The 14,390-nt window shown below is 67.2% G+C and carries 13 protein-coding genes; 6 read left to right on the forward strand and 7 right to left on the reverse strand.

Annotated features, from left to right (window positions below):
* Positions 1–18: 18 nt before the first annotated feature.
* Positions 19–2,646, forward strand: a complete 2,628-nt coding sequence (locus tag ACYU8W_RS13610) for a M1 family aminopeptidase (protein WP_499469880.1) — start codon at positions 19–21, stop codon at positions 2,644–2,646.
* Between the two features lie 85 nt (positions 2,647–2,731).
* Here the strand turns inward: ACYU8W_RS13610 and ACYU8W_RS13615 are convergent, their stop codons facing one another.
* Positions 2,732–4,021, reverse strand: coding sequence for an MFS transporter (locus ACYU8W_RS13615; RefSeq protein ID WP_129625287.1), 1,290 nt, complete (start codon positions 4,019–4,021; stop codon positions 2,732–2,734).
* Complete coding sequence (locus ACYU8W_RS13620) at positions 4,018–4,416, reverse strand: MarR family winged helix-turn-helix transcriptional regulator (RefSeq protein WP_205744699.1); 399 nt, start codon at positions 4,414–4,416, stop codon at positions 4,018–4,020. The genes ACYU8W_RS13615 and ACYU8W_RS13620 overlap by 4 nt, the downstream gene beginning before the upstream one ends.
* A 314-nt stretch (positions 4,417–4,730) precedes the next feature.
* Here ACYU8W_RS13620 and ACYU8W_RS13625 point away from each other — a divergent pair, with 314 nt between their 5' ends.
* Together ACYU8W_RS13625 and ACYU8W_RS13630 are read left to right on the forward strand one after the other, a co-directional pair.
* Positions 4,731–6,134 (forward strand): S1C family serine protease, encoded by a 1,404-nt coding sequence (locus ACYU8W_RS13625; protein ID WP_499469883.1) that lies wholly within the window; start codon positions 4,731–4,733, stop codon positions 6,132–6,134.
* Positions 6,135–6,226: 92 nt separating this feature from the next.
* The gene (locus ACYU8W_RS13630; RefSeq protein WP_499469885.1) at positions 6,227–6,526 is read left to right on the forward strand and encodes a WXG100 family type VII secretion target; all 300 of its coding nucleotides are present in this window, start codon (positions 6,227–6,229) and stop codon (positions 6,524–6,526) included.
* A 201-nt stretch (positions 6,527–6,727) separates the two neighbouring features.
* Here ACYU8W_RS13630 and groL read toward each other — a convergent pair whose 3' ends face one another.
* Both groL and ACYU8W_RS13640 read right to left on the reverse strand, forming a co-directional pair.
* Positions 6,728–8,353 (reverse strand): chaperonin GroEL, encoded by a 1,626-nt coding sequence (gene groL / locus ACYU8W_RS13635; protein WP_499469887.1) that lies wholly within the window; start codon positions 8,351–8,353, stop codon positions 6,728–6,730.
* Between the two features lie 236 nt (positions 8,354–8,589).
* The gene (locus ACYU8W_RS13640) at positions 8,590–9,117 is read right to left on the reverse strand and encodes a YbaK/EbsC family protein (protein ID WP_499469889.1); all 528 of its coding nucleotides are present in this window, start codon (positions 9,115–9,117) and stop codon (positions 8,590–8,592) included.
* Between the two features lie 76 nt (positions 9,118–9,193).
* Here ACYU8W_RS13640 and ACYU8W_RS13645 point away from each other — a divergent pair, with 76 nt between their 5' ends.
* Complete coding sequence (locus tag ACYU8W_RS13645; protein WP_499469891.1) at positions 9,194–9,940, forward strand: SDR family oxidoreductase; 747 nt, start codon at positions 9,194–9,196, stop codon at positions 9,938–9,940.
* Positions 9,941–10,035: 95 nt separating this feature from the next.
* Here ACYU8W_RS13645 and ACYU8W_RS13650 read toward each other — a convergent pair whose 3' ends face one another.
* Together ACYU8W_RS13650 and ACYU8W_RS13655 are read right to left on the reverse strand one after the other, a co-directional pair.
* On the reverse strand, positions 10,036–10,326 hold the full coding sequence (locus ACYU8W_RS13650; RefSeq protein ID WP_141927606.1) for a DUF3263 domain-containing protein: 291 nt from the start codon (positions 10,324–10,326) through the stop codon (positions 10,036–10,038).
* A gap of 146 nt (positions 10,327–10,472) precedes the next feature.
* Complete coding sequence (locus ACYU8W_RS13655; RefSeq protein WP_239702399.1) at positions 10,473–11,963, reverse strand: hypothetical protein; 1,491 nt, start codon at positions 11,961–11,963, stop codon at positions 10,473–10,475.
* 129 nt (positions 11,964–12,092) lie between these two features.
* On the opposite strand from ACYU8W_RS13655, the gene ACYU8W_RS13660 reads away from it, so the two are divergent.
* Both ACYU8W_RS13660 and ACYU8W_RS13665 read left to right on the forward strand, forming a co-directional pair.
* Positions 12,093–12,245, forward strand: a complete 153-nt coding sequence (locus ACYU8W_RS13660) for a CopG family transcriptional regulator (protein WP_499469893.1) — start codon at positions 12,093–12,095, stop codon at positions 12,243–12,245.
* Positions 12,245–12,967: a VOC family protein gene (locus ACYU8W_RS13665; protein WP_499469895.1), complete on the forward strand. Its 723-nt coding sequence runs from the start codon at positions 12,245–12,247 to the stop codon at positions 12,965–12,967. Before ACYU8W_RS13660 ends, ACYU8W_RS13665 begins: the two co-directional genes overlap by 1 nt.
* 30 nt (positions 12,968–12,997) lie before the next feature.
* On the opposite strand, the gene ACYU8W_RS13670 is transcribed toward ACYU8W_RS13665, so the two are convergent.
* Positions 12,998–14,338 carry a pyridoxal phosphate-dependent decarboxylase family protein gene (locus ACYU8W_RS13670; protein ID WP_499469897.1) on the reverse strand — a complete coding sequence of 447 codons (1,341 nt, stop codon included), beginning with the start codon at positions 14,336–14,338 and terminating at the stop codon, positions 12,998–13,000.
* Positions 14,339–14,390 lie beyond the last annotated feature (52 nt).

A 14,390-nucleotide genomic window follows, 5' to 3' on the forward strand; every position in this document is an offset into this window, starting at 1 on the left:
ATGTTTGACTCGGGTTCCGTGACCAGCGATCTGAATCTCACCCGCCAAGAATGTGACGCACGGGGCGACCAGCTGAAGGTGCGAACCTACCGCGTCGAACTCGACCTCTCCGAGGCTGCGACGGACGCGGAGACCTACCGCTCGCGTTCGACGGTGGTGTTCGACTCCACCGGCACCTCAACCTGGATCGACCTGGTCACCGACGTCATTGATTCGGTCACGGTCAACGGTCGTCAGGTGTACCTGGAGGACTACGACGGCGCGCGAATCCTCCTGCGCGACTTGGAGATCGGCGAGAACACAGTCGTCGTCGACGCCCTCTGCAAGTACAGTCGCACCGGTGAGGGGCTGCACCGGTTCACCGATCCCGAGGACGGCAACACCTACCTCTACACCCACTGCGAGCCGACCGATGCGCGCCGCATGTTCGCCTGCTTCGAGCAGCCCGACCTCAAGGGCGAGTTCACCTTCGTGGTGACCGCGCCGTCGCAGTGGCTGGTGCGTTCGAACCAGCCGGAGGTGTCGTCCGAGCCCGCGGGCGAGTGCACGACCCACACGTTCGCGCCGACTCCGCCGCTGTCGAGCTACATCGTGGCCCTCATCGCGGGGCCGTACGCCGTGGTCCAGGACACCTGGAGCGTCGAGCGCGCCGACGGCAGTTCGCAGACGATCGAACTCACCGCGATGTGCCGGCGGGGAATGCTGGAGCACCTGGAGTCCGACGAGATCTTCTACACCACCAAGGCGGGGCTCGACTTCTACGACCGCGCGTACGGATTCCCTTACCCCTGGGGCGGTTCTTCTCACGGGGCCCCCGCGAAGTATCGGAGCGAGGGACGAGCGGAGAACTTCGTGGGGTGTAAGTACGACCAAGTGTTCGTGCCGGAGTACAACATCGGTGCGATGGAGAACCCCGGCCTGGTGACCTTCACCGAGGACTATCTCTTCCGTGGCGGCGCCACCACCATGCAGCGCACCTCCCGTGCCGAAGTGATCCTGCACGAAATGGCGCACATGTGGTTCGGCGACCTGGTCACCCCGAAGTGGTGGGACGACCTGTGGCTGAAGGAATCGTTCGCCGACCTGATGGGCTACCAGGTCACTCAGGAGGCGACCCGGTTCGACCAGGCGTGGTTACAGTTCGCCAGCGGACGCAAGCTCTGGGCGTACACCTACGACCAGTTGCCCAGCACCCACCCGGTCATCGCCCGGATCGACGATCTCGAGGCCGCGGCCCAGAACTTCGACGGCATCACCTACTCCAAGGGCGCAGCCGTCCTGCGCCAACTGCAGGCGATCATCGGACCGGAGTCCTTCTTCGCCGGCGCACGTGACTACTTCGCCGCGCACGCATTCGGTTCGGCGACCTTCAACGATCTGCTGACCGCCCTGCAACCGCACACCGAGCACGACCTGTGGCGCTGGGCGGACGCCTGGCTGCGCACCACGTCCCCGTCCGAACTCACCGCCGACACGTCGCGCGGTCACGGCGGCGCCGTGACCGAACTCGTCGTCCGGCAACGGTGCACCGACCGGATCACCGGCGACGAGGTCGTCCGACCGCACCAACTGCAGGTCGCCGGATACGCGCTGGGCGAGGCCGGGCTGGAGCGCACCTTCCTCGCCCCGGTCACGTTGACGGGCGAATCGGTGGAGGTGCCCGAAGCCGTCGGCAACCGAGCCGACCTGGTACTGGTCAACGCCGGCGACCTGACCTACGGCATCGGCCGCCTCGACGAGCAGTCGCAGCACGTTGCGAGCACGCACCTGTCGTCCATCACCGACGATCTCGACCGCGGCGCCGTCTGGACCGCGTTGTGGAACCTCACTCGTGACGCCCGCATCCCCGCGTCCCGCTTCGTCGACACCTTCTGCACGCAGGCACCCGCCGAGTCCAACGCGATGATCCTGCGCATCGTCGCCGGTCAGGTGCAGACCGCGGTCGGCCACTTCCTGCCGGCCGGCACCCGGGCGGCAGCGTGGGACGCGTTGGGCGGTGTGGCACGCGTGGCCCTCGCCGGCGCCGAACCCGAGTCGGATCTGCAGCGCACCTGGGCCGATCTGCTCGCGGAATTCGCGTCGCAGACCGACACGCTCGCCGGCGATGCGGCCGCGCTCGCCGACGGGAAGGTGCCGGACGGTCTGACGCTGACCGACGAACTGCGCTGGAAACTCGCCGCGTCGCTCGTCCGGCAGGGCGCCTGGGACGAGGCCGAGGTGCAGCAATTGCTCGAGCAGGACAACACGCTCATCGGTCGCACCAGTTCGCTGACCGCCCTGGCCGCTGCGCCGCAGGCCCAGGACGAGACCTGGCGACGCCTGGTCGAGGACGAACTCACGAACGACGCGCAGCGAGCGCTGCTCACCGGTTGGGGAATCAGTGATCCGGGGACGAAGTACGCGCAGCCGTACGTCGAGTTGCTCGACTCCGTGTGGGGAGACCGTGTGCAGTCGATGGCGCAGCGCTTGGTGATCGGCCTGTTCCCGGACGTGGACGCGGACGACGAGGGTCGCGCCGCACTGGGAGCGATCAGGAGTTGGTACGACGACAACCCGGGTTCACCCGCGGCGCTGCGCCGCATCGTCCTGGAGCAGATCGACCACGCCGAGCGCGCGCTGCGGGCTCAGCAGGTGACGCAGGACTGACGTCAGCCGGTGAGCGCGGCGATGCCCGCGACGATCAGCATCCCGAGCAGGACGCCGACCACCAGCAGCCGGCGGCTGTGCGGGGTCATCGCACCTGCTCGGGGTGGATCCCGGCGGCGGCCTGACGGGCCGAGACCACGTTCAGGTGCCAGGGGTGGCGCTCGAGAGTGACGGTGAGCCGGTCGGTGCGCATGACGTAGAGGATGGCAGCAACGGCGGCAAGGCCGACCGCCAGGCTGCCGACCAGGATGGTCCAGCGCGGTCCCCAGGCGTCCCCGATCCAGCCGATCATCGGTGCGCCCAGCGGTGTACCGCCGAGGAAGATCGCCATGTAGAGCGCCATCACACGTCCGCGCATCTGCGGTGAGACGGACAGCTGCACAGCGGCATTGGCGGTGGTGACGACTGTCAGCGCGCACAGGCCGGTCGGGATGAGCATCAGCCCGAAGAACCAGAACGTGGGTGCCAGACCGGCCGCCGCGGAGAAGACGGTGAAACCGATCAACGCGGTGAACAGCACCCGCAACCGCGGCTTCGGACGTCTCGCCGACATGAGCGCCGCGGCCAACGACCCGATCGCCATGACCGAACTGAGCAGTCCGTACTCGCTCGCGCCGCGACCGAAGATCGACGTCGACATCAGCGCGATGGTGATCTGGAAGTTCATGCCGAAGGTGCCGAGCATGAAGACCACGAACAGCAGCAGCTTGATGTCGCTGCGTTGCCTGACGTAGGCGAGGCCCTCGCGCACTCCCCCGCGCCCCTTGCCGCGCGGTGGCCGGGTGAGTTCGGCGCCGTGCATCATCGCGAGCGCCCCCAGGACGGCAATGAAGCTGAAGGCATTGATCACCAGAGTGAATCCGGTGCCGACCGCGGCGATCAGCAGACCGGCGATCGCGGGACCGACGAGACGGGCCCCGTTGAACGAGGCACTGTTGAGTCCGACGGCATTGGAGAGTTTGTCCGGCGGGACCATCTCGGAGACGAACGCCTGACGCGTGGGGTTGTCCAGCGCGGTCGCGACTCCCTGCAGGCCGGCCAACACGTAGACGTGCCACAACTGGGCGACATCGGTGAGCACGAGCACCGCGAGCAGCGCGGCAGTGATCGCCAGGGAGGTCTGCGACAGCGCCAACAGCTTGCGCTTGTCGAACCGGTCGGCGAACGAACCGGCCAGCGGCGCGAGCAACACGACGGGTGCGAACTGCAGGCCGGTGACGATGCCGAGCGCGGTGGAGTCGTGATCGGTGAGTTCGGTGAGGACGAGCCAGTCCTGTGCGACGCGTCCCATCCAGGTGCCGACATTGGAGACGATCGCACCGAGGGCGTAGACGCGGTAGTTGTAGATCGAGAGCGATGCGAAGGTGGGGCTCATCGAGCGACCACCCGCGCGAGGATCGCAGTAGCCTGCGCCAGCAGTTCGCACTCGTCGTCGCTGAGCTGGGCGATGCGTTCGTTCATCCAGACGTCGCGCGACCGCTTGGTCTGCAGCACCGACTCACGCCCGGCATCGGTGATGTGCACCCACGTACGGCGCTTGTCGCCGCCATCGGCGACACGGACCACGTATCCGCCCTCGACAAGACCGTCGACCGTGCGGGTCATCGAGGGTCGGCTCACGCATTCGGCTTCAGCCAGACCGCCGATCGGCAGCGGGGCGTCCATCAGTTTGCAGAGCACCGAGAACTGATGCGGCGCAACGCTTTCGACGTTCTCGAAGCGGGTGCGTCGACTGATCTTCATGCAGGTCATGCGCAGTTCGTCGGACATCGCCCGACGTTCGTCCGGGGTCATTCGGTGGGTTTCGCCTCCAGGCAAGGTAGTTAGCTCAGTTCAATAGTTTAGCTAATGATTCGCCGCACGTCGATCCCGTGGCCATAGCGTGGCGACAGTGCAATGTGGCCTGCCGGAATCGGCGTGGCCGGCAGGACGTTCAACCCTCGACACGCCTGACAGACTCGGGCCCCGGGCCAGGCAGGACGCACAGACTTCACACAGGCTCGGGCCAGCAACTGCTCAAGAGCAGCCGGTTGACTGCACGAAGACGAACAACCGAACGAGCACCGAACGAGCAAGGAGCGACCATGTCGCACGACGAGCACCCGTCCGACGCAGGACGCAACGCACCCCGACCCGCGCAGCAGGACGACGACATCACCGGCCCGCTGCCTCACGTGGACCGGCAGGATGTCCGCCCTCCCGCCGGTGACACCCGTTCCTTCCAGATGCCGGGTCAGCACCGTCCGTACGGCAACTCCCCGCACCAGCAGCCCGCACCCCAGGCGTCCGGCACCTTCGGCTCCCCCTGGGCAAACCCCGCCGGCGGTCCCGGCATGCCCGCGTACGGGCACCAGCAGGCATCGACCGCGACCGCACCGCGCCGCCGCCGTGGCGCTCCGTGGCTCGCGGTCCCGATCGCGGCCGTGCTGGCTGCCGGCCTGGCCAGTGGAACGACCTACGCGTTGACCGACGACGACGTCGCCGGCACGTCCAGCACCACGACGAAGGTCGTGCAGGCCAACCCCGCCGACTACAAGGACGCGAGCGGAGTGAACTGGTCGTCAACCGCCACCAAGGTCACCGACAGCGTCGTGTCGATCACGGTCGAGGGCGGCGGTAGCGGCGGTGAGGGCTCGGGGGTCGTGCTCGACACGAAGGGCCACATCGTCACCAACAACCACGTCGTGTCCGCAGGCGGCGGCAGCGATCCCAAGATCACCGTCACCTTCACCGACAACCTGACCTACGAGGCGAAGGTCGTCGGCAAGGACCCGAGCACCGACCTCGCCGTCATCAAGCTGAGCAAGCCGCCGTCGAACCTCAAGCCCATCTCTCTCGGTGACGACGCGACGCTCGCCGTCGGCCAGCCGGTCATGGCGATCGGCAACCCGCTCGGGCTGTCCAGCACGGTCACGACCGGAATCGTCAGCGCGCTCAACCGGCCCGTCACCGCAGGCGGCAGCGACGGTGAGAGCGAGAGCACCACCAACGCGATCCAGACCAGTGCCGCGATCAACCCGGGCAATTCCGGTGGCGCACTGGTGAATGCGAGCGGTCAGCTGATCGGCATCAACTCCTCGATCGCGACGCTCGGCAGTTCCTCGGCCGGTTCGCAGTCGGGCAACATCGGCATCGGCTTCGCGATCCCGGTCTCCGTCGTCGACTCCATCACCCAGCAGCTGATCAGCAAGGGCTCGGTCCAGCATGCCCAACTCGGTGTGAAGGCCAGTACCGGTTCGGTAAAGGTCGGCGACGCCACCGAGAGTGCCGCGAAGATCGCCGAGGTGGTGTCCGGCTCCGCCGCGGACAAGGCGGGGATCAAGGTCGGCGACGCGATCATCGCCGCCGACGGACGTCCGATCGTCTCCTCGAACGCGCTCGTGGGCTACGTCCGCGCCAAGACCGTGGGTGACAAGGTCGAGCTGACGATCGTCCGCGACGGCGACCGCAAGAAGGTCACGGTCGCGCTCGGCAAGGCGTCGAACTGATCCGTTGGGGATAACTCGAATACGTTCGGGCGATTCGACGTACCGTCCTGCGCATCGTCCACCGGTCGGGTGGACCGAGCAGGAGGAATCCCATGCACCCCAGCAAGTACGCGGTCGACAGCGACCTCGTGGCGCAGCACGGATTGGACGTCGGCACGATCGCCGGGCAGATCCAGACGGCGATGAACCTGATGGACCGCAAGCTGACGGCCCTTCAGGGCACGTGGACGGGTTCGGCGGCCACGCAGTACGCCGTGCTGCACGGCGAGTGGCAGCGCGCACAGATCAAGATGAAGGACTCGCTCGCCGACATCGGACGCACGCTCGGCACGGCCAGCAGGGCGTACTCCGCGACCGAGTCCGACGTGAAGGCTGCGTTCATGCCGCGCTGAAACCGCCGGCGTCCGCTTCGTCGGAGGCTGCCGTGCCCGGGAACGGCACGCCTGCGCCACACGCACGTGCCATCCGAAGCGTTTCCGGCGTCCCAGGTCGCGTCCGGCAGTGCCGGCGGCACCAGAAATCGATGTGTAACAGAAGGGGCGCAACCACGTTCGTGGCTGCGCCCCTTCTTTCGTGCGTCGGTCAGACGTGGGTCAGAAGCCCATTCCGCCCATGTCGTCGCCACCCGGCATCGCCGGGGCAGCCTTCTCGGGCTTGTCGGCGATGACGGCCTCGGTGGTGAGGAACAGGGCCGCGATCGAGGCTGCGTTCTGCAGCGCCGAACGGGTCACCTTGGCCGGGTCGATGATGCCGGCCTTCACCATGTCGACGTACTCGCCGGTGGCCGCGTTGAGGCCCTCACCCGGGGTGAGGTTGCGGACCTTCTCGACCACGACGCCCGGCTCGAGGCCGGCGTTGAGGGCGATCTGCTTCAGCGGAGCCTCGGCCGCGACGCGAACGATGTTCGCACCGGTGGCCTCGTCACCCTCGAGCGACAGCGAACCGAAAGCGTCCTTGGACGCCTGGATCAGCGCCACGCCACCACCGGCGACGATGCCCTCCTCGACGGCAGCCTTCGCGTTGCGGACGGCGTCCTCGATGCGGTGCTTGCGCTCCTTGAGCTCGACCTCGGTCGCGGCACCCGCCTTGATGACGGCGACGCCACCGGCGAGCTTGGCCAGGCGTTCCTGCAACTTCTCGCGGTCGTAGTCGGAGTCGCTGTTCTCGATCTCGGCGCGGATCTGCTTGACGCGACCGGCGATCTGGTCGGCGTCGCCGGCACCCTCGACGATGGTCGTCTCGTCCTTGGTGACGACGACCTTACGAGCGCGGCCGAGCAGGTCGAGTTCGGCGGTCTCGAGCTTGAGGCCGACCTCCTCTGAGATGACCTGACCACCGGTGAGGATGGCGATGTCACCGAGCATGGCCTTGCGACGGTCACCGAAGCCCGGAGCCTTGACGGCAACGGACTTGAAGGTGCCGCGGATCTTGTTGACCACCAGGGTCGACAGTGCTTCGCCGTCGACGTCCTCGGCGATGATCATCAGCGGCTTGCCGGACTGCATGACCTTCTCCAGCAGCGGCAGCAGGTCCTTGATCGAGGAGATCTTGGAGTTGACGACCAGGATGTACGGGTCGTCGAGCACCGTCTCCATGCGCTCGGTGTCGGTCACGAAGTAACCGGAGATGTAGCCCTTGTCGAAGCGCATACCCTCGGTGAGCTCCAGCTCCAGACCGAAGGTGTTGCTCTCCTCGACGGTGATGACGCCTTCCTTGCCGACCTTGTCCATGGCCTCGGCGATGAGCTCACCGATCTGGGGGTCCGCGGCGGAGATGGACGCGGTGGCAGCGATCTGCTCCTTGGTCTCGATCTCCTTGGCGTGCGACAGCAGCTGCTCGGACACAGCCGCGACAGCCGCTTCGATGCCGCGCTTGAGCGCCATCGGGTTCGCGCCGGCGGCGACGTTGCGCAGACCCTCGCGCACCATGGCCTGGGCCAGCACGGTGGCGGTGGTGGTGCCGTCACCCGCGACGTCGTCGGTCTTCTTGGCGACCTCCTTGACCAGCTCGGCGCCGATCTTCTCGTAGGGGTCCTCGAGCTCGATCTCCTTGGCGATGGACACACCGTCGTTGGTGATCGTGGGGGCGCCCCACTTCTTCTCCAGGACGACGTTGCGGCCCTTGGGGCCGAGGGTGACACGGACGGCGTCGGCGAGGGTGTTCATACCCCGCTCGAGTCCGCGACGGGCCTCCTCGTCGAAGGCAATTGTCTTGGCCATGTGGTGGTTCCTCCCACACATTGCGTATCGAGTTGGCGGCACGACGCCCGCGACGGACGAGCCGCACCGGCTGCGGACCTACGTCGTCCGCGCGATGTGACCCTCGCCGTACTGCCACTTGTTCTGTCACTCTCATGCCGAGAGTGCTAACGCCATTATTGGCACTCGCGCGGGGCGAGTGCAAACGGGACGCCGGGGAATTTTCGGCGGGCTCCCGGACACGCGAACCGGACGGCTCAACCGGCGATCGTCAGGTCGAGAACCTCGGCGTTCGGCAGGGCGGCCAAGGCTTCGCCGGTGATCAACAGCTTCGACGTGCGCACTCCCCCGCCGATCACGAACTCCCCGCCCTCGGCGACCGCCCGGTCGATGAGGATCGGCCAGTCCACCGGCAGACCGACCGGCGTGATCCCGCCGGATTTCATGCCGGTGGCCGCTTCGGTGTGCTCCTGGTCGGCGAAGGTGATCTTGCGAGCGTCCAGGTGCTTGCGGACGGTCTTGTTCACGTCGGCGCGGTCGGTGCCCCGAACGATGACGGCGGCGTACGTGGTGTTCTCACCCCGGCGCGCTTGCACGACAACACAGTTCGCGGCCGCTTCGAGGGTCACGTCGTACGCCTGGCAGAACGCGGCGGTGTCGGAGAGCGAGTCGTCGACCGGCGCGACCAGCAGACCGGGCGCGTTCGCGTCCGCGACCGTCGGCGCCACGAGGCCGGCGTGCTCCTCCAGGGGCTGCCAGTCGAGGTTTCCTCTAGCGCTGGACATGGACCACTCCTTCGTCGGACGTACGGGTTGCGACAAGATGACAACACAACCACCGAAACGAACAGAAGAGGTCTCCATGAACCGTCTCGAGGGCAAGACCGCGATCGTCACCGGAGCCAGCCGAGGCATCGGCCTGGCCATAGCCGAGCGCCTGGTCGACGAAGGCGCGAACGTCATCATCACCGCACGTGGCGAGGACACCCTCAAGGAAGCCGTCGCCGGACTCGGTGAGCGCGCGTCCTACGTCGCCGGCAAGGCGGACGACGCCGCGCACCGCGAGGAGGTCGTGCGCACCGCGATCGACAAGCACGGCAGCATCGACGTGCTGATCAACAACACCGGCATCAACCCGGTCTTCGGCAAGCTGCTCGACGTCGAGCCAGAGGTGTCGCGCAAGATCCTCGAGGTCAACGTCCTGTCCGCACTGGAGTGGGTCAAGCTGGTGCACAAGGCGTGGATGCAGGAGCACGGCGGCTCGATCGTCAATGTCGCGTCCGTCGCCGGCCTGCGACCCGCCCCGGGCATTGCGATGTACGGCGTCAGCAAGGCCGCCGTCATCCACCTCACCGAGGAACTCGCGATCGAGCTCGGCCCGGACATCCGGGTCAACGCCGTCGCACCGGCCGTCGTGAAGACGAAGTTCGCCGAGGCGCTCTACTCCGGACGCGAGGAGCAGGTGGCCAAGCCCTACCCGCTCAAGCGCCTTGGCGAGCCCGAGGACATCGGCAGCGTGGTTGCTTTCCTCGCCTCGGACGACTCCGGCTGGATGACCGGCCAGACCCTCACCGTCGACGGTGGCGTGCTGCTCAACGGCGGCGTCTGACTTCGACCCCACCCGAGAATCGGCGTGAGTTTCTGCCCTTCGCCACGTCCGGCGAAGGGCAGAAACTCACGCCGATTTGTGTGGGCTGGGCAGGCTCAAGGTGTGTCGAAACCGAACCGGCGCGCGTTGCGCTGCTTCATCCGGCTGGAACGCAGTCGGCGCAGGCGCTTGACCAACAGCGGGTCGGCCTTCATCGCCTCCGGGTTGTCGAGCAATGCGTTGAGCGCCTGGTAGTACGCGGTCGAGCCCATGCCGAGGCGGTCGCGGATCGCGTCCTCCTTGGAGCCCTGGGCGCGGAACCAGTCTCGCTCGAGCTCGAGGATCCGCCGGTCACGGTCGGTCAGCTCTGCACCCTGGGGTGCACTCGTCTGCTCCGCCGCGCTCATCGGTGACCTTTCCTCGTGGACGTCTGGTGCTCGGCTCGCCCGCTGGGGCAAGCCGAGCCGTCGCCGATTCTAGGAGCCTAATGACACCGTTGTCATTTGTGGCGGTGAGCCTGTGACGGATGTGACGAATGAGTCGAAAATGGGCCTCAGCGGGCCCCTCCGATGCCGAGTACAGCCGCGATTCCGAGGGCGGACCGCGGGTCGTACGGCGAACGCCACAGCCCGCCATGGGCCGCGCCGGCCGCCTCGGCGGCCCACACGTCGCCCTTGGCCGCGTAGCCACCGGTGCGCAGATCGTGGACGAGCATCGCCGCCATGAGGGTGTTGGCGGTGGACGGATCGAACACCTCGACGCCGAACCGGTGGGCGCCTGCGTACGCGGCAGCCAGGGCCCGGTTCTTGGTGACGCTCTTGGTGCGGGTGGGCGGCGCGATGTTCATCGAGACCAGCTGCCCGTCGGCCGCGGCGGCCGTCGCGCGCCAGCGGTGAATTCGCTTGGCCAGCAAGTAGTTCGGCCCCTGCTGCGGCACGATCGTGTCGCTGATCGCGGGGCCGTCGACGATCGGCGGGTACTGCCGCTGCAGCAATCGGCCTCCTGACAGCGCACGCAGCGGACGACGCACCGACTTCAGGAACGCCGAGTCGAGTCCTGAATTGGCTTGCGACACAGCATCGTCCGGCGCGACGAAGACGTCGGTGGGTGTGGCCAGGTAGGCGAGCGCGACGTCCGGACGTTGCGAAAGGTGCACGGCAAGGGCGTCCGTGGCGGCCGAGAGACGAAGGTTCACCCCACCGTCGGCGTACACGTAGTTGCCGAGCACCATCGGGCCTTCGACGCCCATCAGGTAGTCGCCGATGCGGCCGGTGTCGTGCAGCAGGTCGGCACCGGCATGCTGACTCGGGTCGGACGCATCCACCCCGGCCGGACCGACCGGTGCGGTGAGCGATCCCGCACCCGACCTGGCCAGGTCGAACAGCGGCGACCAGATGCCCGGGCGGGCAAGGTCGATTGCGACGACATGTCCTCCCCAGCGAAGCAGCGACCGCAACGGACCCATCTCGGCACCGGCGCCCAACACGACGAACGTGCGGTCACGGACGTCCAGCCACTCCGGATGGTCGAGCACCTGACCCACCGCGTCCCGCACCCCCGGTTCGATGACGCCGGATTCGACCCAGTCGTCCAACCGGCGACGCAGGTTGGCCCCCGAGAGCCGATCTCCCTTGTAGGGCAGGGTGAATTCGCGCTCCGGATCGCCGTCGCCGCGCACCGTCACCGACTCCAGGGCAGGCTGCGGACTGGGAGTCGCAAAGGCCTCGGCCACGCGCCGGTCGTGCCCGCCTGTCACAGGAAGCCAGCACATCCGCTCGTGCACCGCCGACAGTCCGTCGCGGGCGATCGCCATCGCCGCCTGGTGGTCGCGCGCGCCCACCTCGACCAGGCGCCGGAAGTGTCGGGGATAGCCGCGGCGCCACCCGGTGTCGCGACGGACAGCGAGAGCTCCCGGCTCGTCCACGGAGGCGAGCGCGTCGGAGACGACCCCTCGACCGAAGGCCGACGAACTGCGCTCCTCCTGCCCCTGCGCCATCTTGGCGGTGTTGCTGACCGGGAAGACGACGCCTGTGCTGGTGTTCATGAGGGCGACTCAATCACGGACTCGCCAGTAGCCCAGCGGTTTCGTTCTTCGACACCAACCGCGTCACCTGCGAATGAAGATGCGGCTCAGGCCCTGCTTGCTCGTTTTCTATATTGCTAGCATTCAAGCATGGATGAAGAAGAAAGCAAGAAGGTGCAGTTCAACGTGTACCTACCCAAGGGACTGGTCACCGAGACCAAGCACCGCGCCATCGACGAGGGCACCAGCCTGTCCGCGCTCGTCGAACGAGCCCTGACCGCCTACCTGAAGGAGTCGAAGTGATGATCACCACTCAAGCCATTCGTTTCACGAACGACGTTCCTGCCATGCGCCGGTTCTGCGAGACGCTCGGACTGGTCGCCACCGTGACCTCCGACGACAGTTGGGCGGTCATGCGGTCGGGGTCCGGAGATGTCCTGTTGCACGGGGTGAACTCCGCAGAGTCGGACGCGGTCGCCGGGCAGACCGATCTGACCTTCGAGGTCGACGATCTGGACGCCCTCGCCAAGGCCTTCGGGGACATGCCCATCGACGAGACCTACGGCCGCTCACTGCGGATCACCGACCCGGACGGCGAGCAGTTGTGGATCAACGAGAAGCAGACCGACTTCTACGGCTACACCGAGCACGAGGCCGCGCCGAGCGGTGACCTGTCGGTCTGTCCCGTCGTGTTCACCGATCCGTCCGGCCCGTGGTCGACCTTCCTGGAACGCCTCGGTCTGAGCTGCGGGGACAACGCTGTGGGCACGCCGTACCGGCAGTTCGCCGCCGACCGTGGGTTCGTCGGGTTGCATGTCGCGCGTCCCGGTGAGTTCGAGAAGTACCTCGCCGGCGTCAGTGGTTCGCGCGCCTCGCTCACCCTCACCACGACCGGCGAACCCGAAGCCCTGGCGAAGACCTTGCGCGAGGCCGGTCACGACGTTCGGGTCGACACCTCGTTCGGCACGGTGCTCGAGATCACCGACCCCGACGGCCAACTGGTGCAGGTACACGCCGCCCGGTAGCAACACAATCCGCGCAGATTCGCGGGGCCGTCAGGCCATGGTGTCGAGGATCGCGGTGATGTCGTCCTCACTGGTGAGGGGGTTGACGATCGCGAACCGGGCGAGGGTCTCGCCCTCGTGCGAGGTCGGCACCACGAACGCCTCCTCGCGCTCCAGCAGGTCGTCCGACCAGCGCTGGTAGTCGGCGGCCGACCAGCCGAGGCGGCGGAACACCACGACGGTGAGCGAACCCTCGCGCACGAGTTCGACGTACGGCCGCTTCTTGATCTCCTCGTTGGCGAACCGCGCCACCTCGAGAGTGCGTTCGATGGCCTCGGTGTAGGCGTCCGTGCCGTTGACCACGAGCGAGAACCAGAAAGGCAGGCCGCGAGCGCGACGAGTGAGGCCGATGGAGAAGTCGGAGGGGTTCCAATCGGTCGAGCCGGTGAGCACGTCCAGGTAGGAGGCGTGTTGGGTGTGCGTGGCTCGTCCGAGCATGGGTTCGCGGTAGATCAGCGCACAGCAGTCGAACGGCGCGAAGAACCACTTGTGCGGGTCGACGATGAAGGAGTTGCAGCGTTCGATGCCGTCGTACTTCTCCCGGACGCTCGGCGCCGCCAACCCGGCGCCGCCGTAGGCACCGTCGACGTGCAGCCAGATGCCGTACTGATCGCACACGTCCGCGACGGAGTCGATGTCGTCGATGATGCCGAAGTTCGTCGTGCCAGCCGTGGCGACGACGGCGAAGAAGGTGTCAGGACCGTTCTCCTCCAACACTTCTCGCAGCGTTTCGCCGGTCAGCTGCCAGTCGTCGACCGGCACCTTGACCAGTTCGGCGTCCACCACCTTGCACGCGGTCTCGATCGAGGAGTGTGAGCCGAAGGTGGCTGCAACGCGGTACGGACGCTTGTCGGTGAGCGCGCGGGCGGTGTCTCGCGCCGCGACGAGGGCGGAGAGGTTGCCGATCGTGCCGCCCTGGACGAACTGACCGCCGGCGGTCGGGGGCAGGCCCACGAGATCGGCGATCCAGCGCAGCGCTTGGTTCTCGGCGTACACCGCACCCGAGCCCTCGAGCCACGAACCGGCGTAGAGCGCGGACGCACCGACGACGAGGTCGAACATGGCTGCCTCGCGCGTCGGCGCCGAAGGAATGAACGACAGATAGCGTGGGTGGTCAATCGACAGGCACTTCGGCGCGAGCTGCTCGGTGAACAGTTCCAGCGCCGGCAGTCCGCCCATGCCCTCGCGGGTGATCGTCTGGCCCACGAGCTCCTGAAGCTCCTGCGGGGTCGCGACCCCGTCCAGCGGAACCGGGTTCAGCTTGAGTCGGTTGTCGGCGTACGCCGCGATGGCGTCGCTCAATTGCTGGGTCTTCTCGTCGAACCGGTGCACGAGCGAGCAGTCTAGGTGCGCGCGCTCGGAACGCCGAACGACCGCGGGATTG

This window comes from Yimella radicis, assembly GCF_054778255.1.

Bases quoted from the DNA above. Each gene is read 5' to 3' on its own strand.
- ACYU8W_RS13615 (WP_129625287.1), bottom strand. From the start codon at position 4,021: ATGAGCCCCACCTTCGCATCGCTCTCGATCTACAACTACCGCGTCTAC.
- ACYU8W_RS13620 (WP_205744699.1), bottom strand. From the start codon at position 4,416: ATGTCCGACGAACTGCGCATGACCTGCATGAAGATCAGTCGACGCACC.
- ACYU8W_RS13625 (WP_499469883.1), top strand. From the start codon at position 4,731: ATGTCGCACGACGAGCACCCGTCCGACGCAGGACGCAACGCACCCCGA.
- ACYU8W_RS13630 (WP_499469885.1), top strand. From the start codon at position 6,227: ATGCACCCCAGCAAGTACGCGGTCGACAGCGACCTCGTGGCGCAGCAC.
- groL (WP_499469887.1), bottom strand. From the start codon at position 8,353: ATGGCCAAGACAATTGCCTTCGACGAGGAGGCCCGTCGCGGACTCGAG.
- ACYU8W_RS13640 (WP_499469889.1), bottom strand. From the start codon at position 9,117: ATGTCCAGCGCTAGAGGAAACCTCGACTGGCAGCCCCTGGAGGAGCAC.
- ACYU8W_RS13645 (WP_499469891.1), top strand. From the start codon at position 9,194: ATGAACCGTCTCGAGGGCAAGACCGCGATCGTCACCGGAGCCAGCCGA.
- ACYU8W_RS13650 (WP_141927606.1), bottom strand. From the start codon at position 10,326: ATGAGCGCGGCGGAGCAGACGAGTGCACCCCAGGGTGCAGAGCTGACC.
- ACYU8W_RS13655 (WP_239702399.1), bottom strand. From the start codon at position 11,963: ATGAACACCAGCACAGGCGTCGTCTTCCCGGTCAGCAACACCGCCAAG.
- ACYU8W_RS13660 (WP_499469893.1), top strand. From the start codon at position 12,093: ATGGATGAAGAAGAAAGCAAGAAGGTGCAGTTCAACGTGTACCTACCC.
- ACYU8W_RS13665 (WP_499469895.1), top strand. From the start codon at position 12,245: ATGATCACCACTCAAGCCATTCGTTTCACGAACGACGTTCCTGCCATG.